Genomic DNA, 23,997 nt, shown 5'->3' with positions numbered 1-23,997 from the left:
GTGTGCTCAGGCACCAACCTGCCCGATGCTTCCCAGCGGCGCAGTGTCGTAATGGACACGCCCAGCGCCTTGGCGGCCTCACCGATGCTTGCCAATCTTTTCATATTGAAAAGTATCGACAAGTTATGAATGGATTTCAAGCGAACTGCTTAAGCCCCGACCGCGCTCGTTCAGACCAATCCTGAAAGAGCCGGTTCGGTTTCAACCTGTCCTGCTGGGACCGGCTGCTGGGCACCTACCAGGCCCAGCCCCGGGAGGGGCACGATCGCATGACGATCGGCATCAATGAGCCGCCGCCGAGCCGTTGCTCACGAACGACTCCTCACTGCTGCCCTTCATCGAGGCGGAACCCGTGTTCGCGCTCGAGGGCGGCAGCGGCGGTGCCACCCGTATCCGAGCCCAGCTCGACGGCGCCGAAGTCAAAATTGAAATCTCACCGGTCACGCGGGGCGTCGTGCACGATCCTGAACGCCGCGCCGTATCCTCAACGGTCGAAGATGAATTCGGCTATGCCGCCGTCCAGGTTGTGTCATTTGAGGATTTGTTCGGTGGCAAACTCCATGCGGCGGTCGATCGCCAGCTCCCCGCGCCCGACACATGAACTGCTCGTGCCCGGACTGAGCGATCTGAACGAACCTTATGCCAGGGATTTCGTCGGCATGACGACCATCCCGATCTCAATCGACGAGCTCGAAGCGACCAGAGTTCGGCTCATCGCCGATATCCGCGGTCGCCTGTGTGACAACATCGTGCAATTCCTACTCAGCCTGCATGACGGCGAACCTGATTTCGGGACGATCGGCTTGCCGCAGGCACAAACCCTTCCAGCCGTCCGCTGGAAACTCTTTAACCTGAAAAAGCTTGCGCACGAGAACGCAGCCAAACATGCCGCGCAGCGCGTGGAACTCGAAAATCTTTTCCGCAACTCGTAGCCCATGGGGCCGTGAGCTTGTTAGCACGAGCAGGGGAAGCCGGGTTTGATGTCCTGGCCACTGCCAAGACCGCCCGTGGGTCGGCCTGCTTCCGGACACTGGGACTCCCAAGGCAGGGCGCGGGTATTTGGCCGTGCCTTGCCGATCGGGTGCGCAGCGTGTTGCGATGAACCTCTGCCAGTTCGGCCAGAACACCTTTCGGCTGGTGTTGCCGGAGGGCTCGGCTCTGTAACGCGCACCATCAAGACACCGGCCGGGTTGATTGCTGTCGTGGTTCGTATCAACCACTCGGGATGGCAACGGATCAACCTCCGCTGCTGGGAGGGTGGAAGGCAACGCGTCACGCAGTGGCGACCCGGGTGCATATCATGGGCGGCGATACCACCGCGCCAGGGCATGATCCAGGGAGGCCCTTCCCGGCCCCCAGGTCATGATGGCCAGCAGCATGGCGGCCCAGGGTAAATGGTGCGTGGACCAGGCATCGGGGATGGTCAGCTGGATCACCACGGTCATCAATAACAGCCCCAGGGCCGCAAAACGGGTGCCCAGCCCCAGGACCAGCAGGATCGGCAGCAGGATTTCACCCATGGCGGCCAGATACGCACTGAGAACGGGTAGGGGCATGGGATAGGTGTTGCCCAGCAGGTGCAGCTGAAAATCGTGCTCGAATAGCCAGCGTGCCCCCGGGGAGAGTTGCAGACCGTCCCACTTGGTGATCCCTGATCGCCAGAAGGGGATGGCTACGGCGATCCGCAGCAGCAGGGCTGGCAGCGAGTTGGGCAGATACTGGAACCCCCGCGCGCTGGCATCGATCAGCCGCATCAGGGTCTGGCCGGCTGATCTGCCCGCAGGGTGGATGGACGTGTTCATGGGCACTCTCCTCTGCTAGGGGCCACCCGTCGCCGGTGCGTCTCGGCTCAGGACAGGGACTTTTCATCGATGGGGGTCGTCGGCAGCAGACGGTGTTGATACTCGCTGCAGGCCAGGGCCAATCGAGCCAGGTGGGATGCACTCTTGGCCCCCATCTTCTGCATGAGATTGCTGCGGTGGATCTCCACGGTGCGCACGCTCACATCCAGATCCCGGGCGATGAGCTTGTTGGGTTGGCCATCCAGCAGACCCTCCAGAACGTCACGCTCCCGTGGGGTCAGTGCGTCGAGCCGCGCTTGCAGGTGGGCGACTTCCTGGGCGCCGGCCCGCTGCTCGGCATCCCGTTCCAGGGCATGGCTGACTGCTTCCAGTAGCGCCTGGTCGCCAAAGGGCTTTTCCAGGAAATCCAAAGCCCCCTCACTTAGCGCCCGCACCGCCATGGGGATGTCCCCATGGCCGGTGATGAACACGATGGGCATGCGGATGCCCTGTTCCTTCAGCCGGCGCTGCAAGGTGAGACCATCCATGTCCGGCAGGCGCACATCCAGGATCAGGCAACCGGGCGTTTGAGGTGTCACGAAGTCGAGCACTGCCTGGGCATCGGCAAAGGCGCGGACATGAAAGTCCTCGCTCTTGAGCAGCAGGCTCACCCCGGCGCGCACATCCGGATCGTCATCCACGAGGTGAATATGGGGTTTATGGGTTGGCATGGTGAGTCTCCAAGGGGAGAGTGAAATGAAATTCGGCCCCGCCTTCGGGCCGGTTGCGCGCGATCAGCTGACCACCGTGGGCCTCGACCAGGGATCGGCTGATGGACAAGCCAAGACCCAGACCCCCTTCCTTCCAGGTGGCAAAGGGATCGAAGAGTCGCGCCAGCCGCTCCGGCGGAATGCCCGGTCCGGTGTCGGTGACGGTCATGGTCACGCCCTCACGGGTGGAAGCCACCTGAAGATCGATGCGCGCCGGTCTCAGGCCGTGGACGGCATCCATGGCATTACGCAGCAGATTGATCAGGATCTGCTCCACCTGCAGGGGGACCACCAAGATCCTGGGCAGCGTGTCGGGAAGGTCCACTTCCAGTCGGATGTGGCGTCGATTCAGCTCCGGTCGCAGCAGTTCAAGGACCGGATGCACCAGATCACGGGGCGACACTGGTTGTTGCTCGGGGGTCTGGCCGGCCGCAAAGGCCCGCATCTGGCGCACCGTTTCGGCTGCCCGATGGGCACCGGCGTCGAGTTGACCCAGCGCCTCCTGAAGGTCTTCCATTTTGCCTCGGGCCAACAGGCGTTTGCAGGCCTGGGCGTAGCTGGAGAGGGCGCACAAGGGCTGGTTGAGTTCATGGGCCAGACTGGAAGACAACTCGCCCAAGGTACTCAGTCGCCCGGCGCGGGCGAGATCCTCCAGATACTGGCGCGCCCGCGCCTCTGCCGCCGCGCGTTCATGGCTCAGGGCATTGAGCACCAGTCCGGTCAGGACCAGCAGGGCCAACTGGGCATTGAGGGACAACAGGCTCTCGCCCAGACCCATGTCAGCGAAAGGCCCCAGACCCCAGCCGGTTCCGGACAAGGCAATGGCACCGGTGATCAGGATCAGCCCTGAGGTGACCTGAATCGGGCAGCGTACAGCCGCCAGCATGATGAGCGGGAACACCGCGTAGGAGAGTGGCATCGCCACCATGGCAGGCAGTATGCCGGAGTACACCAGGGTGGTGATGCCGGTAATGGCGAGGCCCAGCGCCAGGGCCGCGAGCCGTACCGATCCCGGCAGGCGCATGGGCGCGCCCAGCCAGGTGATCAGGGCCGGGGCCACCAGCACCAGACCCATGAGGTCTGCCACCCAGCACAGCCACCAGGTCTGGCTGAACCGCACGTCATCCATGCCAACGGCCATACCCCAGGCCCCAGCCAGGGCGGCCAGTCCCGATGCCGCCACGGCGCCAACGCTCAGCAACAGCCACACATCCCGCAGCCGGTCCAGTCGCGGCCTCATGGTCAGGCGCCGCAGCAGGTACCCGCCCAGGGCCACACCCGCGACCGTGGCCGCGACGATCCCGACCGATTCGAGCAGGGGCACCGCTGCTGAAGTGAACTGCCAGGTGATCAGGGCGGAGGCAACGCCCACGGCGGGCAGCATCCTGTAGCCATAGAGAAACACGAAGGCCAGTCCCACGCCCGTGGCGGGCCATACCAGCGGAATACCGTGGGCATCCGGGGTGAAGACAAACCCCCACATGCCCACCGCATAGTAGAGGGTGATGAGCATCAGGCTGCGCAGTAACAGGCCCATGCCGCTGATCGACACCACCCGGCGCCAGTGACGTCGGGTCAGGGAGGGGGAGAATGTATTCATGTGCATGGGCCTGGTCCCGTCAGAATCGAAACGCAGTGATGCCGCCGCTGCTCAGCAGCGCCGCAAGGCTGGTTTGCAGATTGAAACCAGGCTGTTCCACAGCCTGGGTGGTCGCCTGTTCCAGCTTGGCCCCCGTGCTCAGGGTCCGTACCAAGGCCGCCGTGCCCAGAGGAACAGCGCAGACCAGGACCTCCATATCGGGTCGGCAGACAAGGGTGGCCTCACCGCCGCTGTCCCGATCGATACGTCTCACCTGGGCATCGTGGCGATTGCTATGCCAGATGGAATGTGCCGGCCAGGGGGACTCCAGTACCTGCAGGGACGGATGCAATTCAAGACGCAGGTGTCCCACTTGCGCGGGGGGTATTCGGGCCAGTGCCTGCGGCGGCAGCGGGGGGTGGTCCTGGGCATGATAGGCACGATGCCAGGCCCACTCGATGCGGGCCACATCGCCAAGATAGGGCAGGCGAGCGGCGGGTTCAAAGTGGTCGAGAAAGTCGGGAAACGTCTCCCCGTAGTTGATCAGCACCGGGCTGTCGGGCAGGACCTGCCCCACAAAGCGGCGTGCAACGGCCTGAAAGAATGCTTCTCCCACCAGACGCTGCACCACGGGATAGAGTCGGGTCACGGCCTCTACCAGGCTGACATGGACATTGTTGCGATAGACGCCAAAGCGCAGCACCGGCGGTTGAGATCCAGGGTGGCGCACACCTGAGGGCGGCGGTATCCGTGGCTGGCGCAGGGCCTGCACGAAAGCGGTCTCGTATTCAGCTTGCGAGGGCATGGCCTGCCTCCGGATGCTGGATGTGCCGATCCAGCAGGCGCTGGGCCCTGCGGGACTCCCCGAACAAGGCTGACCATGAAGGAATATCGTTGTCCCACTCGATCAGCACGGGCAAAGGGCCGGTGAGGGTCAGGGCGTGTTCCAGCAACTGCCACACGCCCTCGGTGGCCGGGCGGTCATGGGTGTCGATCAGCAGGGGCCGGCCTTCGTCGTCCTGTTGCCGGTCGTGGCCGGCCACATGGATCTCGGCCACCCGATTCATGGGGAACGCATCCAGATACGCCTGGGCCTCAAACCCATGGTTGGTGGCGCACACCTGAACATTATTCACGTCCAGCAGCAAGCCGCAGCCGGTGCGATGCGACACGGCGTCGAGAAACTGCACCTCGCTGATCGTACTGTCGGCCAGGTGAACGTAGGTGGAAGGATTCTCCAGCAGCAGGCGTTGTCCGAGCACTTCCTGCACCTGATCAATGTGGCGGCAGACCCGATTCAGGGTCTCGTCGGTGTAGGGCAGGGGGAGCAGGTCGTTCAGGAATCCACTGGAGTGAGTGGACCAGGCCAGGTGTTCTGAAAACAGTCCCGGACGGTAGCGACGGACCAGATTGGCCAGGCGGCTGAGATGTGGGCGGTCCAGCGCCCGCGCGCCGCCAATGGACAGACCCACGCCGTGAACGGACAAGGGATAGCGCTCGCGAATGGCCGTCAGGTATCGATGGGGCGGCCCTCCGGCGCCCATGTAATTCTCGGCGTGGATCTCGAACCAACCCATGTCGGGCCCCTGTTCAAGGATCGTCCGATAATGGGCTGGTTTGAGCCCTACACCGGCGGATCGGGGGACGGCATCAGTGCCGGCCAATGTCAGGGGGGGCGTCAGATCAGACATGGAACCTCCTGCGACGGATCAGGGTACCGCGTCCCTGCGGTAGCGATGTCACGATGGGGTCAGGGCCGGTATCTCAGGACTGCCTCGGCAGGTCCCGGTCCAGCGGCTCCAGGCTGCCTTGTCGGTCGCCCGGGAGTTCAATGTCTTCACAGGTGCCGGCAGGCACCAGGGTCCAGGCGTTTCCCTGGTAGTCTTGGGTGGAGGTTCCTGAGCAGGACGTGCCCGGCCCGGCGGCGCAGTCATTTTCCCCGGCGGGTGACACGCCATAGCATTTTTCCATGGTGGCCGAGGAGGCCACCGCGCTCGGCGCAGCCATGGCGCCGGCCACGGCCAGTGCAAAGGCACCGGCCATGCTGGCGGTGGAGAGGGATGGGGTGGTCTTCTGGGTCATGGTCGTGCTCCTTAATCAATGAAGAGGGCTCGCGGGGCCTGGGTCTTGGTCCAGGCTTGCGATTAGATTAGGGGGCACGACCGGAAGGGGTAATGCGTAGGAATACGTAGATCGCTCACACACATCGCGCAGTGGGCATCCTGCCGGTCATGACCTGGGCAGGCCTGCCTGGCTGAAATGGCCTACTCTTGGGCGACGGCCGCTGCGCTCATCTTTCTCAGTATCGAAGTCGGTATGGATGAGTGTAGCAGGCATCATTTGCGCCCAGTCCGGCGCATGAACTGCTCGCGCCAGGCCCGAGCGATCTGAACGGACCCTATGCAAGGGAATTCATGACCTGTTGCAAACGTAGCGGGCTTTCACCGCTCTCCCTGGTCAACCCAGCCTGTTTTCACAAGCTCCCGCCTAAAGACGGGGGTAGTTGACCAGCGGGGCGAGGTGGTTACGATGGTGGCTGGTCAACCTCAGGCGCTCAGACTGATGAAGATAGCAGTATTCGGTGGCACCCGTGGTGTAGGCGCCCAACTGGTCCAACAGGCGGTCAAACAGGGCCATGCCTGCAGAGTGCTGGCGCGTCGCCCTGAGGCGGTAACGGATCAGCCCCAGGTCGAGATCATCAAGGGAGATGTGCTCGATCCGGGCGCCGTCGCCCGCACCCTGGAGGGTTGCGAGGCTGTGGTCATCAGCCTGGGCCCCACCCGAAAGGGCCTCCGCAATGTCTGTAGCGAGGGAACCCGGCTGATCCTGGAGGCCATGCAACGACTCGATATCCACCGTGTGGTGGCGGTCAGCTCCATGGGGGTGGGTGACAGTGCTCAGCAGGTACCCTGGTTCTTCAAGGTGCTGAGCGCCCTGTTCCTGCGGGCCGTGATGAAGGACAAGGAAACACAGGAACAGTACCTCCGGGACAGCGGCCTGGCCTGGACCATCGTTCGCCCGGGCGGCCTGTTTGATGGCCCGGCGACCGGAAATTATCAGGCGGGTGTGGACACCGAGACCACGGCGGCCCGGATCTCCCGGGCCGACGTGGCTTCCTTCGCCCTCATCCAGCTGCAGGATGATACCTACCTGCGTAAGGCCCCCTACGTGACCTGAGCGGCCCATCCTTTGCCACCAACATGGCAATATTTCCCATCACCACGACCTGGTGTCCTGATTCGACTCGGGTCGAGTCATCGCCAGGCCGATGCGCGTTTGGTTGAAGAAATGCCTTCAAGGATCTGAAATGAAAACCGAAAACCACTCCCAGCTCGCGGCCTTCATCTGGTCGGTGGCCGATCTTCTGCGCGGGGATTTCAAGCAGTCCCAGTACGGTCGCATCATCCTCCCCTTCACCCTGCTGCGGCGCCTGGAATGTGTGCTGGAGCCCACCCGGGCCAACGTGCTCGGCGCCGCCCAGGAACACCAGAGCAAACCCGACGCGGTGCGCGAGAAGCTGCTGCTGCGGGCGGCGGATAAGCCCTTCTTCAACGCCTCACCCCTGACCCTGGGCACGTTGTCCGATACCCAGACCGGCGATGACCTGATGAGCTACGTGCAGTCGTTCAGCGGGGATGCCCGGGAGATCTTCGAGCACCTGGAGTTCGAGGGGTTCGTCCAGCAACTCACCGCCAACAACCTGCTCTACCAGGTGGTGCAGCGCTTCGCCGCCATCGACCTGAGCCCGCAGCGGCTCTCCAACTACGGCATGGGGCTGGTGTTCGAGGAACTCATCCGCAAGTTCGCGGAAAGCTCCAACGAGACCGCCGGGGAGCACTTCACCCCCCGGGACATCGTGCACCTGACCACCTCCCTGATCCTCACCGGTCAGGAAGACCGGCTGCAACCGCACCGGATCGTCACCGTCTATGACCCCACTGCAGGGACCGGGGGTTTTCTCTCAGAGAGCGACGAATACATCCAGCAGGTCAGCCAGGACGTGACCGTCTCCCTGCATGGGCAGGAACTCAACCCGGAGTCCTACGCCATCTGCAAGGCCGACATGCTCATCAAGGGCCAGGCGGTGGAGCAGATCAAGCTGGGCAACACCCTCTCCGACGACCAGCTGGCGGGCGAACGCTTTGACATCATGCTCTCCAATCCCCCCTTTGGCGTGGAATGGAAGAAGGTCCAGAAGGCGATCACCGACGAGCACAAGCAGAAGGGCTTCGATGGGCGCTTCGGCCCCGGTCTGCCCCGGGTGTCCGATGGCTCCCTGCTGTTCCTGATGCACCTGGTGAGCAAGATGCGCCCCCGCCAGGAGGGTGGGTCACGCATCGGCATCATCCTCAACGGCTCGCCCCTGTTCACCGGTGGAGCCGGCAGCGGGGAGTCGGAAATCCGCCGCTACCTGCTGCAGCACGACCTGGTGGAGGCCATCATCGGCCTGCCCACCGACATGTTCTATAACACCGGCATTGCCACCTATGTGTGGATCCTCTCCAACGACAAGCCCGCCGAGCGCCGGGGCAAGGTGCAGCTGATCAACGCCACCGGTCGAGCCAGCAAGATGCGCAAGTCCCTGGGCAGCAAGCGCCAGTATGTGGCTGATGGCGACATCGAAGAGATCGTGCGCCTCTACGGTACCTACCAGGAGAGAGAGGAGAGCCGGATCTTCCCGGTGGAGGCCTTCGGGCACCGGCGCATCACCGTGGAACGCCCGCTGCGGCTAAGCTTCCAGGCCAGCCCCGAGCGCATCCAGCGCCTTCTGGAGGAAAAGCCGATCCAGAAGCTCGATGGCACCACCCGCCTGGGTGTACAGGCGGCCTGCGAGCGGTTGGATGCCGAACGTGTCTACATCAGCCGCGAGGCCTTCCTGAAGGATCTGAAGGCGGCGCTGAAGGCGCTGGACCTGAAGCTGGGCGCCCCCGTCATGAAGGCCATCCTGGGTGCCCTGTCCGAGCGCGACCCCGAGGCAAGCATCTGCACCGACAACCAGGGCAACCCGGAGCCGGACACCAGCCTGCGGGACAATGAAAACGTGCCCCTGGGTGAATCCGTGTTCGACTACTTCGAGCGGGAGGTAAAGCCCCACGTCCCGGATGCCTGGGTCGACGAGAGCAAGCGCGACGAACTGGACGGGGAGATCGGCATTGTCGGGTTTGAAATCCCCTTCAATCGGCACTTCTACAAGTTCATCCCACCCCGCCCGCTGGAGGAGATCGACGCGGACCTGAAGGCTTGCACGGATAGGATCAAGCGGATGATTGAGGAACTGTCGGCGTGAGGCATGGGTTGTCATTTCGTTGACGGAAAATAACCCCAGAGGTATGTTCATACGGCAGTATTGGGACAGGGGCAGGGCGGTGCAGAGCAGAGACCTGATCAAGGCACTGGAAGCTGACGGCTGGTATCTCGACCGTATCAAGGGCAGTCATCATGTCTTCAAGCATCCAACCAGGCCCGGATCGATTCCAGTACCACACCCGAAGAAAGACCTGCCCATCGGCACCGTCAACAGCATCATGAAGCAAGCCGGGCTGAAGTAGCCCCGCGTCCAGGCTTCACTCATGCAGGAGAGAGAGTATGCAGTATCCCATCGCCATCGAATGGGGTGACGAGCACACCGCCACCGGCATCGTGTTCCCGGATATTCCCGGCGCGATCACCGCCGGCGATACTGTTGAGCAGGCCTACGAGATGGCCGTCGAGGTCGCGCATATCCAGTTGGAAGAACTCGCCTCGGCGGGGAAGGCGATTCCCATGCCCGGGAATATCGCCAAGCATCGCCAGAACCCCGAGTTCGCCGGCTGGGGATGGGGGTTGGTCGAGATCGACATCACCCCCTATCTGGGCAAAACGGAAAAGGTTAACGTCACCCTGCCTGGCCGGGTGGTGAAGCAGATTGATCAATACGTGACCCTGCACGGCATCAAGAGCCGCTCGGCCTTCCTGACCCGAGCTGCCCTGCATGAGCTGGAGCGTAGTGCCAAATGAGCTTTCCGAGATATCCCGGCTACAAACACCACAACACCCCCAAGCCTATCCCGCAGCCTGCTCTGGTGACGCTCAAATCGGGGGATTACTTCTTTGGCACATTTGCAGCCGGGCAGGTAGTTGTCCTGCCGTCTCATCTTTAGAGCATCGTAAATGAGTTTTCCGAAATATCCCGAATACAAGGACTCCGGCGTGGAGTGGCTGGGGGAAGTGCCGGCGCATTGGGGTGTCAAGCAACTTAAATATTTGGTGACTTGCCTTGATGGCCAACGTATTCCGCTTAATGGGGTAGAGCGATACAGCAAGCAAGGCTCTGTTCCCTACTGGGGTGCAAATAAAATCATGGATTATGTGGATGAAGCAATTTTTGATGAGGAGCTAGTTCTTCTCGGGGAAGATGGAGCACCTTTTTTTGATGTTGGAAAGCCCGTGGCTTTTCATTCTTCGGGTCCTGTATGGCCAAATAACCATATCCATGTTCTTCGTCCCGGCGATAGTGCATGGGTGAAATCAATTGTCTATGGGCTTAACGCAACCAACTATATCGACTTCGTCGAGGGTTCTACCAGAGATAAGTTGACGCAATCCCGAATGATGTCTATTCCCTTGGCATGGCCACCGCATGATGAAAGAAACCACATAGATTCCTTCCTCGATCACGAAACCGCCCGCATCGATGCCTTGGTGGAGGAGCAGCAGCGCCTGATCGAACTGCTCAAGGAGAAGCGCCAGGCGGTGATCTCCCATGCCGTCACCAAGGGGCTTGATCCCGATGTGCCGATGAAGGACTCCGGGGTGGAGTGGCTGGGGGAGGTGCCGGCGCATTGGAACGTAGTGAAGTTTAAGTATCTGATCGCCGAGTTTGAACAGGGCTGGAGTCCCCAATGTGATGGTGACCAAGCAGAAACGCTTGATGAGTGGGGCGTGCTAAAAGTGGGTTGTGTGAACTATGGTGTGTTTGATCCCACTGAAAACAAGCGCCTTCCGGATAACTTAGAACCTCGCCCCGAACTCTCGATACGTAAAGATGACCTGCTTATCTCACGTGCAAACACCCGAGACCTCGTAGGTAGCGCAGCACATGTACCAATGGATTACCCAAAGCTAATGGCTAGCGATAAAATTTTTGTCGTGCGTTTACATCAACGGATCTGTAGGTCTCGATATGCGGTCGTATATCTTTTCGGGAAAGGTGTCCGACATCAGATCGAATTGCAAGCGACCGGCGCAAGCAGTTCAATGCTCAATATTGGACAAGGCGCTATTAGAGAGCTTTGGATTCCCTTACCCCCTGACTCGGAACAGGATCGCATTGTTCATGAGCTTGAAAAGAGAGAAGCTGATTTTGCAGCTCTTGAGCAAGAGACTGTCCGACATATGCGAATACTTAACGAACGCCGCTCCGCCCTCATCTCCGCCGCCGTCACCGGCAAGATCGACGTGCGCGGTTGGCAGGCCGACCAGCAATCCAGGCAGTCTGAGATATTGATGGCCGCTGAGACGCGGGCCACCTACGGCTAAGGCAAGGAGGCGATTGATGAAGTTTGAAACCTTCGAGGCCGGGCGCTGGGTGCCGCAGTACCAGTACAAGAGCTTCAGCCCGGTCACCGTGAACCACGAATGGAGTTGGGAAGACCCGCAGATCAACACCCTGCTGGAGCGGGCTTCCCGGGCGCTGGCCGAGCTGGATGCCTTCACCCTGATCGTGCCGGATGTGGACCTGTTCATTCAGATGCACATCACCAAGGAGGCCAACAACTCGTCCCGTATCGAGGGCACCCAGACCGAAATGGACGAGGCAGTACTGGACAGCAGCCAGCTCGCCCCCGAAAAGCGTGATGACTGGCAGGAGGTGCAGAACTACGTCCAGGCGATCAACGAAGCGGTCGAGGAACTGGAGCGTCTACCCCTATCCAATCGGCTGCTCAAGCACACCCATGCCATCCTGATGCAGGGCGTGCGTGGTGAGCACAAGTCACCCGGGGAGCTCCGTGTAAGGCACAGGGGCCTGAATTGATGCAGGATTTCTCTTGTGTAAATTAAGGGTCATTATCTTTACATATAGGCCTTCTTGTGTAAGGCCGGCGCCAGCATCGACCTGACAGGAGTGATGGCGCTCCGCGCCATGCGCCGCTTCACCACCCCCTAAACCGCTATGCGGCTATTGGCGGAGCATTGCGGCGCGGGTTGGTAGGCTAAGACGAACAATGCCTGATTTGCAGGGAAATTTATGGCCGACAGCCGCGAAACCCAGTTTCAGCAGGACATCATCAATGCCATGGAGTCGGGCGGCTGGAAAGTCGGCACTGCCAGCGGCTATGACCGGGCCTCGGCCCTCTACACCGAGGATCTGCTGGGATACATCCAGGACGCCTGGCCCGAGCGCTGGGAAAAGTTCTGCAAGGCCAATCCCCAGGCCCCGGACAAGGTGTTGGTGCAGAAGGTGGTCCGTGAACTGGAGCGGGCCGGCACCCTGGAGGTGCTGCGCCATGGCTTCAAGGTGCCGGGCGTCAAGTTCGATCTGTGCAGCTTCCAGCCCGACCACGGCATGAACCCGGATTCCCTGGCCCGCTTCCGGGCCAACCGCCTGCGGGTGGTGCCGGAGGTGTCCTATTCGCCCCATGCCCGCGAGAAAGGGCAGGGGAGTGGGAGCTATGACCCGCGCCTGGATCTGGTGCTGTTCGTCAACGGCATCCCTACCGCCACCCTGGAACTCAAGAGCCAGTTCAAGCAGACGGTGGAGAACGCCAAGCGTCAGTATCGCAAGGACCGGCCGGTGAAAGACCCAGTGACCCGCAAGCCGGAACCTTTGCTCACCTTCAAGCGCGGCGCCCTGGTCCATTTCGCCGTCAGCCAGGCCGAGGTGGCCATGACCACCCGGCTGGCTGGCAAGGACACCGGTTTCCTGCCCTTCAACCGGGGCACGGAGGAGGGCGGGGCAGGCAATCCGCCACCCGCCGATGCGCAAAGCTATGCCACCGCCTACCTGTGGGAAGATGTCTTCGCCCCGGAGGCCTGGCTGAAGATCATCGGCCGCTTCCTGCACCTGGAGCAAGAGACCGAGGAGGACTTCCATGGCCGCCGCCAGACCAAGGAGTCACTGATCTTCCCCCGTTACCACCAGTGGGAGGTGGTCAACCGGCTGATTGAGGCCACCCGGGCCGAGGGGCCGGGACGGCGTTATCTGGTACAGCACAGCGCCGGTTCGGGCAAATCCAACTCCATCGCCTGGACCGCTCACCAGTTGGCCAACCTCTACGCCGAGGACGGCACAACAAATCCGTCGGGAACGGATTTGGACAGCCGCAGGCTGGCCCGAAGGGCGGACTCCAGGGATGGAGTCCGCAAGCTGTTCAACTCGGTGATCGTGGTCACCGACCGCACGGTGCTGGACAGTCAGCTGCAGGAAACCATCTACCAGTTCGAGCATGCCCACGGCGTGGTCTGCCCCATCACCCGGGACATCGGCAGTCAGAGCAAGTCGGAGCAGCTGGCCGAGGCCCTGGCCAACCACACCCGCATCATCATCGTCACCCTGCAGACCTTTCCTGCCCTGTTCGATGCCCTGGACAAGCGCCCCAAGCTGGCCCAGGGCCACTATGCGGTGATTGCCGATGAGGCCCATTCCTCCCAGACCGGCAGTTCCGCCAGCAAGCTCAAGGCTTTGCTGGCGGCGGCGGGAAAGGTGGTGGAGGACGATACCGGCGAGATCAGTGCCGAGGCCATGCTGGACGCCGCCGTGGCCTCGCGTCGCCCCAGTGAGCGCATCAGCTATTACGCCTTCACCGCCACCCCCAAGGCCCGGACCCTGGAACTGTTCGGTCGGCCACCGGACCCGGATCGCCCCTCATCGGCGGACAACAAACCCGAGCCGTTTCACCTGTACTCCATGCGCCAGGCCATTGAGGAGGGTTTCATCCTGGACGTGCTGCGCAACTACGTGACCTACAGCACTGCCTGGAAACTGGCCCATCCCGATGGGGAAGACCATGAGGTGGATTCCAAAAAGGCCTCGCGCACCCTGGCCCGGTGGGTGCGCCTGCACCCCTACAACATCGCCCAGCGGGTGGAGGTGATCGTCGAACACTTCCGCGACAACGTGCGTCATCTGCTGGATGGCCAGGCCAAGGCCATGGTGGTCACCGCCAGCCGTCAGGAGGCGGTGCGCTACCAGCTGGCCATGGGCCGCTACATCCAAGACCAGGGCTACGAGGATGTTCACCCCATGGTGGCCTTCTCCGGCAGTGTGCCGCCCGATGAGGAGATCCCTGAGGAGGTGACCGAGACCAGTACCCTGCTCAACCCAGGGCTGAAGGGCCGCGACCTGGCCAGGGCGTTCGACACCGACGAGTACAACGTGATGATCGCCGCCAACAAGTTCCAGACCGGTTTCGATCAGCCCAAGCTGTGCGCCATGTACGTGGACAAGAAGCTGCAAGGCGTGGACTGCGTACAGACCCTCTCCCGCCTGAACCGACTGTTCCCCGGCAAGCAGACCTTCATCCTGGATTTTTTCAACGATGCCCAGGAGGTGCTGGAGGCCTTCGCCCCCTATTACCGCAAGGCCGAACTGGCGGACGTGTCCGATCCCCAGGTGGTGTTTGACCTGCAGCGCAGCCTGGATGCCAGCGGCATCTACCAGTGGCCCGAGGTGGCGGGCTTTGCCCGGGCCTTCTTCGACCCAAAGGCCCCGGCAGCCAGTCTCAGTTACCACTGCCGCCCGGCCCAGGAGCGGTTCCGGCAACGCTATCAGGCCATTCTGGACCAACAGCACACCTGGCGGGAGGCCCGTGACCAGGCCGAGCGCAACGGCGACGACAAGGGGCTGAAACGCGCCGAGCAGGAGCTCAAGGATGCCGGTACCACCCGCGACGAGCTGGATTTGTTCCGCAAGAACCTGGCCAGTTTCGTGCGCACCTATGAATTCCTCAGCCAGATCGTCACCTTCGACGACACCGAATTGGAACAGCTGTGCGTGTTCGCCCGTCACCTCCACCCGCTGCTGCGCTTGGACCGACTGCTGGATGATGACGCCATCGACGTCAGCGAGCTGGAACTGACCCACTACCGCCTGACCAAGCGCGAGGAAAAGCGCCTGCGCCTGGAGGATTCAGACGGGGATTACGGCCTCAAGCCGGTCAGCGAGGTGGGTTCCGGAAAACCGCACGATCCGGAGAAGCAGCGCCTGGACGAGATCATCGAAAGGCTCAACGACCTCTACGGCGCCGAAGTCAGCGACGACGACAAGCTGCACTTCGCCAATGGCATTGCCGACCGCATCGAGCGGGATGCGTCGGTGATGGCCCAGGTGCGCAGCCACAGCGAGGCCCAGGTGATGCACGGCCTGTTCCCCAGGAAGGTCACCGATGCGGTACTGGATGCCCTGAGCGACCATGAAAAGCTCAGCCTGCCGGTGCTGGAGGATGAGAAGGCCGGGAGGGAGTTCGCGTTGCTGATTTTGAAGTTGCTGGCGGGGCGATCAGTGGAGAGTCGGGTTTTGGGTCACGGAGATCAGTGATTCCTTGCAGGCGATCTCGGGATGGTGGGTAAAAGTGGGAGTAATTTTTGAATTTCGGCCAAAAACGAAAAAGGCCTAGCACCTTGTCGATGCTAAGCCTTTGATTTATATGGCGCGCCCGGAAGGATTCGAACCTCCGACCACCTGGTTCGTAGCCAGGTACTCTATCCAGCTGAGCTACGGGCGCGCTGAATTGGAAGCGCGCATTATGGTCATCCTGGCCCCCCGCGTCAAGTCCAGGAGAGGAGAAATTTTCGGGTGGTTCCTTGATGCCCGCGTGTTGACCGTTTGCAGCGTGGGGGCAATACTGCCAGAAAACCACGCAAACCCTGTCGAGGAGCCACATGCCCGATCTTCCCGAGACACCGTCCACTGCTGCGCGACCGGATCTGGACTGGAGCCAGGTGCGCGAGACCGTGATGATGCTGCAACTGGCGGTGGCGCAGATCGAGCGGACCATGCGCGATGGCAATGACTCCGTCGAAACCCTGACTGCGTCCTTCACCCATATGGTGGGGAAGACCCAGGTGATCCACGCGGCCGCCGATGGCCTGGAAGATAGCCAGGAGAAACAAAGTATCCTGGAGAACTGCAGCGCCGTGGAGTCCAGCATGTCCGACGCCATCGTGGCGTTCCAGTTCTACGACCGACTCTCCCAGCGTCTCAGCCACATTGGCAACAGCCTTGAGGGGCTGGCGGAACTGGTGTCCGACTCCAGGCGGCTGTACAACCCCTACGAGTGGAGTGGTCTGCAAAGCGCGATCCGCGCCAAGTACACCAACGAGGCGGATCGGGCCATGTTCGACGCCATGCTGGCCGGTGCCAGTATCGAAGAGGCCCTCAAGCTCTCAGAGCCATCATCCAGGGATGATGATATCGAGTTGTTCTGAAGAAGGTGGCCCCGGGGCTGGGTCCGGTGTGAAATCTATTCGTAATGGTAGCGGCAGGAAACGATGATGAGTTGATGGCCATCGACTGTATAGACCAATCGATGGGTGTCATCGATGCGTCTGGACCAAAAGCCTGCCAGGTTCTCTTTCAAGGGTTCTGGTTTGCCAATGCCCTCAAACGGGGATCTCTGAGTGTCTCGGATGATCTTGTTGATACGTTTGAGGGTTTTTCTGCCTTGGGTTTGCCAATGGAGATAATCAGACCAAGCCTCCGTGGTCCATGAAAGGAGCTCAATCATCCGTGAGCTCATGCTGTTTCGTCTTGCCCGCACGGTATTGCTTGATGGATTTCGACAGATGCGCAGCGTTGGCAGGGCTCTTGAGTAGATGGACCGTTTCCATGAGGCCGTTGAACTGATCCAGCGACATGACCACGGCATCTTCTGCGTCCCTGCGTGTGATGATCGTGTAATCAGCGTCGCTCACGACTTGATCCAACACACTTTTTAGCTTGCTTCTGGCCTCCGAGAAGCTGATGACTCTCATGTGGGACCTGCTCTGGTTGTACGGTATATTGGACAAGAATAACACGTACAGCATGTTGTGCAAGTCGCCCGGTCCGTTCATTCATCCGACCGTTCGATCCTGAGCGCCTACGCCCCCGATTCCGGCGCAAACAGGGCGTTGATCATGTCGGCGTCGATCGGCGGTTCATCGGCGTCGCGCTTGTCGTCCCCGTAGACATTGTCTGCCAGCTTCTGCTTGCGGGCCTGCATGGCCAGGATCTTCTCTTCCACGGTGTTTTCCGTGATCAGCTTGTACACGAATACCGGCTTGTCCTGGCCGATGCGGTGGGCCCGGTCCGTGGCCTGGGATTCCACTGCCGGATTCCACCAGGGGTCGTAGTGGATCACCGTATCGGCCTCGGTGAGATTCAGGCCCACGCCGCCGGCCTTGAGGCTGATCAGCATGAGGTTGGCGTGGCCGTTGCGGAAGATATCCAGGGCCTCTTCACGCTTGCGGGTCTGTCCGGTGAGCTTGGAATAGCCGATGCCTGCCTTTTTCACCTCCTGCTCGATGAGCCCCAGCATGGTGGTGAACTGGGAGAACAGCAGCACCCGCCGGCCTTCGTCCAATAGCTCCGGCAGGATCTCCATGAGCATCGCAAGCTTGGCCGAGGGGGCGGAGCCGGCCTGGGCGCTGGCGGGCAGCAGGCGCGGGTCGCAGCACACCTGACGCAGCTTGAGCAGGGCGTCCAGCACCGTGATATGGCTGCGCGCCAGGCCGCGCTTGGCAATGGCGTCGCGCACCTTTTTCTCCATGGCCAGGCGGATGCTCTCATAAAGGGCGGCCTGCTTGCCGCTGATGGGGGTGCTGCGCAGCAGCTCGGTCTTGCCGGGCAGTTCCTTGGCGACGATGTCCTTGGTGCGCCGGAGCATGAAAGGGGTGGTGCGCCGGGTGAGGCGCCGGAGCTTGTCGCCATCGTTGTGTTTCTCGATGGGGGTGCGATAGGTGCGGGAAAACTGCTCCTGACCGCCCAGAAAGCCCGGCATCAGGAAATCGAACTGGGCCCATAGCTCCCCCAGGTGATTCTCCATGGGCGTGCCGGTGAGGCAGAGGCGATGGGGCGCCTGGATGCGGCGCACCACCTGAGAGGCCTGGGCCCGGGGGTTCTTGATCTGCTGGGCCTCGTCCAGGATCAGAAAGCTGAACGCCTGGGCCAGGAGTTCCTCGCTGTCTCGCGGGAGCAGGGGGTAGGTGGTCAGGGCCAGATCCATCTCCGGCAACTGCTCGTAGTACTGCTTGCGATCCGGCCCATGCAGGGTGAGCACCTTGAGGTTGGGGGTGAACTGCTCCGCCTCGCGGCGCCAGTTGCTCATCAAACTGGTGGGCGCAACGATCAGGGCCGGGTGGTCAAGACGGCCGGCCTGCTTCTCGATGGCCAGGTGCGCCAGGGTCTGTACGGTCTTGCCCAGGCCCATGTCATCGGCCAGCACGCCGCCCAGCTGGTATTCCCGCAGGAACTGCAGCCAGTTCACACCCTGTTGCTGATAGCCGCGCAGGTCCCCACGGAAATCCCGGGGTGGCTCGACCGGGGTGAGGGTCTCGAACTGGGTGAGACGGCGCGCCATGTGTTGCAGGTCCTGGCCACCCTGGACCTTGGCATCCCCCAGTTCCAGCAGTCGGGGTGCGTCCAGGCGGGACAGACGCAGGCTCTCCTGCCCGGGTGCCAGGTGGTCGTACAGGTCGATAATGGCCTGCAGCACGGGCTCGATCTGCTCGCGGGTCACCTGCACGTAACTGCCATCCTGCATGGGCAGGGCCAGGGTGGGTGGCAGACGCCCGGGTTGATAACTGCCGATGAGTTCGCTCACCAGGGGCAGCAGGGGCACCTTGCGGCCATCCACCTCCAGGTCGAAATGCAGATCGAACCAGCCGTTGCCTTCTTCCACCTGGGCGTGGACGTCCTCGGCCACGTCCAGTCGCGGGATGTCCCCTTCTTCGTGATGGATGCGCCAGCCTTCCTCCTTCAGCCGGGGGAGTGTCTGGTTGAGTACTTCCAGCCAGCGGGTCATGATGACCTGCTGGCTGATGCCCAGGGTGGCCAATGTGAATTCACCGGACACCTTGGGGTTGCGCACCAGTCCCTCCTGGCCAAGGCGTTCGATGGCCTTTTCTTCCCCGGCCAGGTCCCGGTGTATCTCCACGATCACGCCATTCACCCTGCCCGTGGCGATGGTACCCGGGTGATCGGGCGTGAGTGTCAGGTTCTCGTAGATGAACTGCAGATTCAGGGCTGAACGGGTCAGGTTCAGCGTGTCCACCCGCACGGTGAGGAGTGGAATCGGGTTGACATCCTTCACCGAGCGCACGTTCAGTGCCTTGGGCTTGGGCAATTGAGGGTAGTAAACCGCCAGGGTCTCGCTCACCTGCTGCAGTTCCTCGGGAGAAACGGGGGGTGCCTCCGGGATGCGACTGAGCCAGTCGGCATCAAGATCATCCGGAATCTCCAGGCCGCCCACCTCGTGGGTTTCCAGGTCCACATAGCGGGGCGGACGCAGGTTGATGGGCAGTCCGCCCTTTGGGGCGGTTTGGGCCACCAGGCGGAACGCTCCGGCTTCTTCCACCCAGGTCAGCTCTACCGGTCGAGGCTCCCCACGGTGCAAGGGTTGAACACGGTCCCGCCCCAGGAACAGCCGTCCCGAGTCCATCATCAGGTCCATGGCGATCCCGCCCGCCAAGCCCTGAAGTTTGACCGGTGTCCGGAAACTTGGGTCACTGATCTGGAGTTGATTGAGGATGTCCCGATCGTTGGGGCGAAGGTACTGCGGTGGCGTTCCGTAAGGATTCATTAGAGAGGCCATGCCGACTTCGCGTCCCAGGGCAGGGAGGCCATTCTTTTTGGTCTTGGCTACCCGGAAGGTGACCGCGAACCCGGTACCCGCGTTGGTCCCGATGCTGTCCAGTTGGTAAATGAGGAAGTCGTCGCTGGCGTGTTCACCGGGCGTTTGCGGGGTGCCCGGTGCTGTCTGCACCAGCCAGTCGGTGAAGGATTTCTCTTCATCCGGCATGGAAATGATGGCTTCGCCATCGATATAGGCCAGGCAGGCGGCCACCATGTGCTTGCACTGCATGCCCACGGGGCAGGTGCAGTCTCCGAATATTCCCAGGGTTCGGCGGTCGCGTCCGGGTTTGACCACGACGGTCTGATGGTAGATCTCATCGCGGCCACCTTCAGTTTCCGAGATGAAATACAACTCATCCGGGTTGTCCTGAATGACATCCACGAAGATGACGCGGTCTTCCTGGAAGTATCTCTTTCCTCGCTGGAAGGTGCCGTGGTCTACAACGTTCTTGATGACCTCCAGGGTCAGAGGTGGGCGACTGCGTGGTTTGGGCATGGCTTGGATCGGTCACGGGGATCAGAGGCCGCAAAGGCTAACACAGCATAGAGCCTTGATGACCCTGCGGGTTGCCCAGGATGGGGTCCACCTCAATCAGCCGCCATCAGGTTGAACGGGGGCTGTACCCATCGTCTTGCGGGCGCTTCGCGAAGCGTCCGTACAGGATGCCCTGTGGGAAACGGATTGCATACCTGGCAACGTCCGGCACGCAATAGCCATGCTTGCGAAATGGTTGGCGGGGCCTCGCTCGTTCACCGTCATAGGTCGCGCCGGTCAGTCGTCGTCATCATCCTCATCCTCATCGTCATCATCATCCACGACGGTGATGGGGCGGTAGATCTCCACCCGGTCGCCGTCCTGGACGGGATTGTCCAGCTTGCAAAACTTGCCGAAGATGCCCACCTTCTGGCTGTCCAGGTCGATGTCGGGGAACCGCTTGAGGATGCCGGATTGCTCGATGGCCTGCTGCACGGTGGCCCCCTCGGGGAGGTCCACCTTGAGCCAGGCCCGGTCATTGGGGTCGCTGTAGGCTACGCCGACGCGCATGGCAGTGCTCCTGTGTTGTGTTGAAAGAACGACCCTCACCCCAACCCCTCTCCCGCAAGCGGGAGAGGGGCTATGTCTTTTGCTCCCTTCTCCCCTCTGGGGAGAAGGGCCGGGGATGAGGGGTGGCGGCGGGCACCCTGCCTCCACCAAAGCCGATCTCACTCATGCCTCAGCCACCTTCATCGACGCCGCCCGGGCCGCCAGCCGGGTATCCAGCACCCGCTTGCCGGCCAGGATGAAGCCCAGGGCCAGGAAGGCGCCGGGGGGCAGGATCATCAGCAGAAAGCCCCGGTAGTCCGGGATCAGAGTCAACTCCATCCAGGCGAAGCCATCCCCCAGCAACAGGCGGGCGTCGGCAAACAGGGTGCCGCTGCCAGGGATCTCCCGCACGGCGCCCAGCACCACCAGGATCAGCGTGAACCCCACCCCCATGGCCAGACCGTCCATGACCGCCCGATGCACTGGCTGGCGGGAGGCAAAGGATTCGGCGCGCCCCAGGATGGCGCAGTTGGTGACGATCAAGGGGATGAACAGGCCCAGGGCCTTGTGCATCTCGTAGAGATAGGCGTTCATCACCAGGTCCACCAGGGTGACCAGGGCAGCGATGAGCAGGATGAACACGGGGATGCGCACCTCCGGGGTGATGATGCCCCGGAACATTGAGATGAGCAGCGCCGCAGCCACCATGACAAAGGTGGTGGCCAGGCCCATCCCCAGGCCGTTGGTGGCCGTGCCGGTGACGGCCAGCAGGGGGCACAGGGCAAGCATCTGGCCCATGACCACGTTGTTGTCCCAGATGCCGTCCCGGAACAGGCGGCGGTAGTCATCCAGGATGAGTCGGGCGGGGTGGGTCATGGCGTGGGCTCCTTTGGTGTGTGCAGATCAGGGGCCGGGTGCCCGCCGCTCCCCTCATCCCCGGCCCTTCTCCCCGGAGGGGAGAAGGGGGAGTGAGTATTGTCGATTTGCATGGCACGAGAGACCATGAGCCCCTCATCCCCGGCCCTTCTTCCCGGAGGGGAGAAGGGAGAGTGAGTATTGTCGATTTGCATGGCACGAGAGACCATGAGCCCCTCATCCCCGGCCCTTCTTCCCGGAGGGGAGAAGGGAGAGTGAGTATTGTCGATTTGCATGGCACGAGAGACCATGAGCCTCTCATCCCCGGCCCTTCTTCCCGGAGGGGAGAAGGGAGAGTGGGTGGAGGTTGTTTGAGGGGGGTGGTGGGTCATGAGCCCCTCTCCCGTGAGCGGGAGAGGGGTTGGGGTGAGGGCCGACGGCGCCGATTCCTCACCGCGCTGCAGCAGGGTTGAGCGATGCTGCTCAAACAACTCCAGGCCATCGCGTACCGCATTCACCACCACCCGAGGGGTGATGGTGGCGCCGGTGAACTGGTCAAAGATGCCGCCGTCCTTTTTCACCGCCCAGTCCTCACGGGGCGGTTCTCCAAGGCTCATGCCATCAAACGACAGGATCCACGGATCCCGGGCCACCTCGATCTTGTCCCCAAGGCCCGGGGTCTCCTTGTGCCTCAGGACCCGCACACCCAACACCTCCCCATCGGCGTCCACCCCCATGAGGATATCGATGGGCCCCGCATAACCGCGCCCCGTCATCTGAAAGGCCACCGCCGACACGCGCCCTTCCTGTCGGGCCCGGTAGATCTCAAGGCTGGGGCCGTCGGCCCTTTGCAGTTGATAGGTGTCCAGCTGGGGCTGGTTGTCATGCACCGATGCGGGAAGCACCTGCTCCAGGGTCTGGCGGAAATCCTCCGCCTGACGCTCGGCGATGGTGTCCCGGGTCTGCATGTCGGTGATCACCAGCACGGCGCTGGCCATCAGGGCGATGCCGCCGAGCAGGGCGGAGTGGTAGCCAACGCGCTGGCGATAACTGGGTTGGGCCACGGTGGTCATGGGCGTTTCTCCGTGACGGGGGCAGTCTGGGCCGGGGCCTTGGGCTCCAGGGGCTTGCCACCGCGGGTGCGGCCATAGGTGCGCGGCCGCAGATAATGGTCGATCAGCGGGGCCAGGCCGTTCATGAGGATGATGGCAAAGGCGATACCCTCCGGATAACCGCCCCAGGTGCGGATCACGTAGATCAGCAGGCCACAGCCGACGCCGAAGATCAGGCGACCGCGCATCGTGCTGGGGGAGGTGACCGGGTCGGTGGCGATGAAGAAGGCCGCCAGCATGGCGCCGCCGGAGATCAGGTGCAGACCCGGACCGGCGAAGCGCTCCGGGTCGATGAGCATGAATATCGTGGCCAGCGCCGCCAGGGTGCCCAGCATGGACACCGGGATCTCCCAGCTGATGATGCGCCGGACCATGAGCAGCAACCCACCGGCCAGGAGCAGCAGGGCCGAACCCTCGCCCATGCTGGCGGGGATGAAGCCCAGCGCCTGCTGCATGGGGTCGTACACCCCGGGCAGGGTCTCGGACAGGCCCAGATCACGGCTGAAGCCGGTCTGGGTCTCGCCCAGCACGGTGGCCCCGGTCATGGCATCGGGGATCGCCGCAAGACCAAAGGTGATGGCCAGCCCTTCGATAAAGCCCGGCGAACCCTCGGCAAACATCGGCTGGGGCGTCACCCAGGTGGTCATCTCCAGGGGAAAGGACACCAGCAGGGCCACCCGGGCCAGCATGGCCGGGTTGAACAGGTTCTGCCCCAGGCCACCGAACACGTGCTTGCCCACCACAATGGCAAAGCCGGCCCCCAGCACGGCGATCCACCAGGGCGCCCAGGGGGGCAGGGTCAGGGCCAGCAGCAGCCCGGTGAGCAGGGCCGAGCCGTCCATGAGAAAGGGTGTGACCGGGCGTTGGGCAATGCGCAGGCTCATCACCTCGAAGGCGATGGCCGCCAGCACGGTGATCAGCAAGAGGTTCAGCGCCGGCCAGCCGAACAGATACACGCCAAAGGCCGTGGCGGGCAGCAGGGCCAGAATGACCCAGCCCATCTGGCTGGTCACGCCGCCGGGGGCGTGGGTGTGGGGTCCGCTGACGGGGGTCGTGGTGGTCATG

24 protein-coding genes and 1 tRNA gene are annotated in these 23,997 nt (G+C 62.3%); 10 read left to right on the top strand and 15 right to left on the bottom strand.

The genetic code is table 11. The features are described from left to right. On the bottom strand, positions 1 to 104 hold a 104-nt coding region (locus BMY52_RS09930), incomplete at its 3' end, for a MerR family DNA-binding transcriptional regulator (RefSeq protein ID WP_143050461.1). A 200-nt stretch (positions 105 to 304) separates the two neighbouring features. Between BMY52_RS09930 and BMY52_RS15685 the strand changes: the two genes are divergently transcribed. Together BMY52_RS15685 and BMY52_RS15680 are read left to right on the top strand one after the other, a co-directional pair. After that, a complete protein-coding gene (locus tag BMY52_RS15685; RefSeq protein WP_090253932.1) occupies positions 305 to 601 on the top strand; it encodes a nucleotidyl transferase AbiEii/AbiGii toxin family protein in 297 nt (98 codons plus the stop codon). After that, complete coding sequence (locus BMY52_RS15680; protein WP_245740770.1) at positions 549 to 932, top strand: hypothetical protein; 384 nt, start codon at positions 549 to 551, stop codon at positions 930 to 932. The genes BMY52_RS15685 and BMY52_RS15680 overlap by 53 nt, the downstream gene beginning before the upstream one ends. A 366-nt stretch (positions 933 to 1,298) precedes the next feature. Here the strand turns inward: BMY52_RS15680 and BMY52_RS09915 are convergent, their stop codons facing one another. The 6 genes from BMY52_RS09915 to BMY52_RS09890 all read right to left on the bottom strand — a co-directional run bounded on the left by BMY52_RS09915 (position 1,299) and on the right by BMY52_RS09890 (position 6,212). Continuing rightward, positions 1,299 to 1,802: a DoxX family protein gene (locus tag BMY52_RS09915; RefSeq protein WP_090253928.1), complete on the bottom strand. Its 504-nt coding sequence runs from the start codon at positions 1,800 to 1,802 to the stop codon at positions 1,299 to 1,301. Positions 1,803 to 1,849: 47 nt separating this feature from the next. After that, on the bottom strand, positions 1,850 to 2,512 hold the full coding sequence (locus BMY52_RS09910) for a response regulator transcription factor (RefSeq protein ID WP_090253926.1): 663 nt from the start codon (positions 2,510 to 2,512) through the stop codon (positions 1,850 to 1,852). Then, a complete protein-coding gene (locus BMY52_RS09905; protein WP_245740768.1) occupies positions 2,499 to 4,151 on the bottom strand; it encodes an ATP-binding protein in 1,653 nt (550 codons plus the stop codon). The genes BMY52_RS09910 and BMY52_RS09905 overlap by 14 nt, the downstream gene beginning before the upstream one ends. 19 nt (positions 4,152 to 4,170) lie before the next feature. Beyond that, a complete protein-coding gene (locus BMY52_RS09900; protein WP_090253923.1) occupies positions 4,171 to 4,935 on the bottom strand; it encodes an HvfC/BufC N-terminal domain-containing protein in 765 nt (254 codons plus the stop codon). Next, complete coding sequence (bufB, locus tag BMY52_RS09895) at positions 4,919 to 5,821, bottom strand: MNIO family bufferin maturase (protein ID WP_090253921.1); 903 nt, start codon at positions 5,819 to 5,821, stop codon at positions 4,919 to 4,921. The genes BMY52_RS09900 and bufB overlap by 17 nt, the downstream gene beginning before the upstream one ends. Positions 5,822 to 5,894: 73 nt before the next feature. Next, positions 5,895 to 6,212, bottom strand: a complete 318-nt coding sequence (locus BMY52_RS09890) for a BufA1 family periplasmic bufferin-type metallophore (protein ID WP_090253919.1) — start codon at positions 6,210 to 6,212, stop codon at positions 5,895 to 5,897. A gap of 480 nt (positions 6,213 to 6,692) precedes the next feature. Here BMY52_RS09890 and BMY52_RS09885 point away from each other — a divergent pair, with 480 nt between their 5' ends. From BMY52_RS09885 to BMY52_RS09855, 7 genes are all read left to right on the top strand, one after another. After that, positions 6,693 to 7,307 (top strand): NAD(P)-dependent oxidoreductase, encoded by a 615-nt coding sequence (locus BMY52_RS09885; RefSeq protein ID WP_090253971.1) that lies wholly within the window; start codon positions 6,693 to 6,695, stop codon positions 7,305 to 7,307. Positions 7,308 to 7,437: 130 nt separating this feature from the next. Then, positions 7,438 to 9,417 carry a type I restriction-modification system subunit M gene (locus BMY52_RS09880; protein ID WP_090253916.1) on the top strand — a complete coding sequence of 660 codons (1,980 nt, stop codon included), beginning with the start codon at positions 7,438 to 7,440 and terminating at the stop codon, positions 9,415 to 9,417. 79 nt (positions 9,418 to 9,496) lie between these two features. After that, positions 9,497 to 9,679 carry a type II toxin-antitoxin system HicA family toxin gene (locus BMY52_RS09875; protein WP_090253969.1) on the top strand — a complete coding sequence of 61 codons (183 nt, stop codon included), beginning with the start codon at positions 9,497 to 9,499 and terminating at the stop codon, positions 9,677 to 9,679. 37 nt (positions 9,680 to 9,716) lie between these two features. Then, positions 9,717 to 10,127, top strand: coding sequence for a type II toxin-antitoxin system HicB family antitoxin (locus tag BMY52_RS09870; protein ID WP_090253915.1), 411 nt, complete (start codon positions 9,717 to 9,719; stop codon positions 10,125 to 10,127). A 153-nt stretch (positions 10,128 to 10,280) separates the two neighbouring features. Next, entirely contained in the window at positions 10,281 to 11,648 is a 1,368-nt protein-coding gene (locus BMY52_RS09865; protein ID WP_090253913.1) for a restriction endonuclease subunit S, read from the top strand. Between the two features lie 16 nt (positions 11,649 to 11,664). Next, complete coding sequence (locus tag BMY52_RS09860; protein ID WP_090253912.1) at positions 11,665 to 12,144, top strand: Fic/DOC family N-terminal domain-containing protein; 480 nt, start codon at positions 11,665 to 11,667, stop codon at positions 12,142 to 12,144. Positions 12,145 to 12,357: 213 nt separating this feature from the next. Then, positions 12,358 to 15,645 (top strand): type I restriction endonuclease subunit R, encoded by a 3,288-nt coding sequence (locus BMY52_RS09855; RefSeq protein ID WP_090253910.1) that lies wholly within the window; start codon positions 12,358 to 12,360, stop codon positions 15,643 to 15,645. A gap of 110 nt (positions 15,646 to 15,755) precedes the next feature. Here the strand turns inward: BMY52_RS09855 and BMY52_RS09850 are convergent. Next, a tRNA-Arg gene (locus BMY52_RS09850) sits at positions 15,756 to 15,832 on the bottom strand. Positions 15,833 to 15,989: 157 nt separating this feature from the next. Here BMY52_RS09850 and BMY52_RS09845 point away from each other — a divergent pair. Next, positions 15,990 to 16,535 carry a hypothetical protein gene (locus tag BMY52_RS09845; protein WP_090253909.1) on the top strand — a complete coding sequence of 182 codons (546 nt, stop codon included), beginning with the start codon at positions 15,990 to 15,992 and terminating at the stop codon, positions 16,533 to 16,535. Positions 16,536 to 16,570: 35 nt separating this feature from the next. Here BMY52_RS09845 and BMY52_RS09840 read toward each other — a convergent pair whose 3' ends face one another. The 7 genes from BMY52_RS09840 to BMY52_RS09810 all read right to left on the bottom strand — a co-directional run bounded on the left by BMY52_RS09840 (position 16,571) and on the right by BMY52_RS09810 (position 23,996). After that, entirely contained in the window at positions 16,571 to 16,846 is a 276-nt protein-coding gene (locus BMY52_RS09840) for a Txe/YoeB family addiction module toxin (RefSeq protein ID WP_090253907.1), read from the bottom strand. After that, a complete protein-coding gene (locus BMY52_RS09835; RefSeq protein WP_090253966.1) occupies positions 16,827 to 17,081 on the bottom strand; it encodes a type II toxin-antitoxin system Phd/YefM family antitoxin in 255 nt (84 codons plus the stop codon). The genes BMY52_RS09840 and BMY52_RS09835 overlap by 20 nt, the downstream gene beginning before the upstream one ends. Before the next feature lie 107 nt (positions 17,082 to 17,188). Beyond that, on the bottom strand, positions 17,189 to 20,437 hold the full coding sequence (locus BMY52_RS09830; RefSeq protein WP_090253906.1) for a DEAD/DEAH box helicase: 3,249 nt from the start codon (positions 20,435 to 20,437) through the stop codon (positions 17,189 to 17,191). Positions 20,438 to 20,713: 276 nt separating this feature from the next. After that, the gene (locus BMY52_RS09825; protein WP_090253904.1) at positions 20,714 to 20,986 is read right to left on the bottom strand and encodes an RnfH family protein; all 273 of its coding nucleotides are present in this window, start codon (positions 20,984 to 20,986) and stop codon (positions 20,714 to 20,716) included. A 162-nt stretch (positions 20,987 to 21,148) separates the two neighbouring features. Next, positions 21,149 to 21,841, bottom strand: a complete 693-nt coding sequence (locus BMY52_RS09820) for an electron transport complex subunit E (protein WP_177169927.1) — start codon at positions 21,839 to 21,841, stop codon at positions 21,149 to 21,151. Further along, positions 21,838 to 22,893 (bottom strand): electron transport complex subunit RsxG, encoded by a 1,056-nt coding sequence (gene rsxG, locus BMY52_RS15950; RefSeq protein WP_090253902.1) that lies wholly within the window; start codon positions 22,891 to 22,893, stop codon positions 21,838 to 21,840. Before rsxG ends, BMY52_RS09820 begins: the two co-directional genes overlap by 4 nt. Further along, entirely contained in the window at positions 22,890 to 23,996 is a 1,107-nt protein-coding gene (locus tag BMY52_RS09810; RefSeq protein WP_090253900.1) for an RnfABCDGE type electron transport complex subunit D, read from the bottom strand. Before BMY52_RS09810 ends, rsxG begins: the two co-directional genes overlap by 4 nt. Position 23,997: the final 1 nt, after the last annotated feature.

Origin of the sequence: Ectothiorhodospira marina (genome assembly GCF_900109495.1) — a bacterium.
Classification (GTDB): domain Bacteria; phylum Pseudomonadota; class Gammaproteobacteria; order Ectothiorhodospirales; family Ectothiorhodospiraceae; genus Ectothiorhodospira; species Ectothiorhodospira marina.
Note: the sequence above shows the minus strand (reverse complement) of the source record. Positions and strands in the feature narration are given on the sequence as shown.

Excerpts from the sequence above, each read along its gene's own strand:
- BMY52_RS09890 (WP_090253919.1), bottom strand. The coding sequence starts at position 6,212 with ATGACCCAGAAGACCACCCCATCCCTCTCCACCGCCAGCATGGCCGGT.
- BMY52_RS09810 (WP_090253900.1), bottom strand. The coding sequence starts at position 23,996 with ATGACCACCACGACCCCCGTCAGCGGACCCCACACCCACGCCCCCGGC.
- BMY52_RS09825 (WP_090253904.1), bottom strand. The coding sequence starts at position 20,986 with ATGCGCGTCGGCGTAGCCTACAGCGACCCCAATGACCGGGCCTGGCTC.
- BMY52_RS09885 (WP_090253971.1), top strand. The coding sequence starts at position 6,693 with ATGAAGATAGCAGTATTCGGTGGCACCCGTGGTGTAGGCGCCCAACTG.
- BMY52_RS09820 (WP_177169927.1), bottom strand. The coding sequence starts at position 21,841 with ATGACCCACCCCGCCCGACTCATCCTGGATGACTACCGCCGCCTGTTC.
- rsxG (WP_090253902.1), bottom strand. The coding sequence starts at position 22,893 with ATGACCACCGTGGCCCAACCCAGTTATCGCCAGCGCGTTGGCTACCAC.
- BMY52_RS09870 (WP_090253915.1), top strand. The coding sequence starts at position 9,717 with ATGCAGTATCCCATCGCCATCGAATGGGGTGACGAGCACACCGCCACC.
- BMY52_RS09910 (WP_090253926.1), bottom strand. The coding sequence starts at position 2,512 with ATGCCAACCCATAAACCCCATATTCACCTCGTGGATGACGATCCGGAT.
- BMY52_RS09905 (WP_245740768.1), bottom strand. The coding sequence starts at position 4,151 with ATGAATACATTCTCCCCCTCCCTGACCCGACGTCACTGGCGCCGGGTG.
- BMY52_RS09835 (WP_090253966.1), bottom strand. The coding sequence starts at position 17,081 with ATGAGAGTCATCAGCTTCTCGGAGGCCAGAAGCAAGCTAAAAAGTGTG.
- BMY52_RS09830 (WP_090253906.1), bottom strand. The coding sequence starts at position 20,437 with ATGCCCAAACCACGCAGTCGCCCACCTCTGACCCTGGAGGTCATCAAG.
- BMY52_RS09900 (WP_090253923.1), bottom strand. The coding sequence starts at position 4,935 with ATGCCCTCGCAAGCTGAATACGAGACCGCTTTCGTGCAGGCCCTGCGC.
- BMY52_RS09865 (WP_090253913.1), top strand. The coding sequence starts at position 10,281 with ATGAGTTTTCCGAAATATCCCGAATACAAGGACTCCGGCGTGGAGTGG.
- BMY52_RS09880 (WP_090253916.1), top strand. The coding sequence starts at position 7,438 with ATGAAAACCGAAAACCACTCCCAGCTCGCGGCCTTCATCTGGTCGGTG.
- BMY52_RS09840 (WP_090253907.1), bottom strand. The coding sequence starts at position 16,846 with ATGAGCTCACGGATGATTGAGCTCCTTTCATGGACCACGGAGGCTTGG.
- BMY52_RS09860 (WP_090253912.1), top strand. The coding sequence starts at position 11,665 with ATGAAGTTTGAAACCTTCGAGGCCGGGCGCTGGGTGCCGCAGTACCAG.
- BMY52_RS09845 (WP_090253909.1), top strand. The coding sequence starts at position 15,990 with ATGCCCGATCTTCCCGAGACACCGTCCACTGCTGCGCGACCGGATCTG.
- BMY52_RS09915 (WP_090253928.1), bottom strand. The coding sequence starts at position 1,802 with ATGAACACGTCCATCCACCCTGCGGGCAGATCAGCCGGCCAGACCCTG.
- bufB (WP_090253921.1), bottom strand. The coding sequence starts at position 5,821 with ATGTCTGATCTGACGCCCCCCCTGACATTGGCCGGCACTGATGCCGTC.
- BMY52_RS09855 (WP_090253910.1), top strand. The coding sequence starts at position 12,358 with ATGGCCGACAGCCGCGAAACCCAGTTTCAGCAGGACATCATCAATGCC.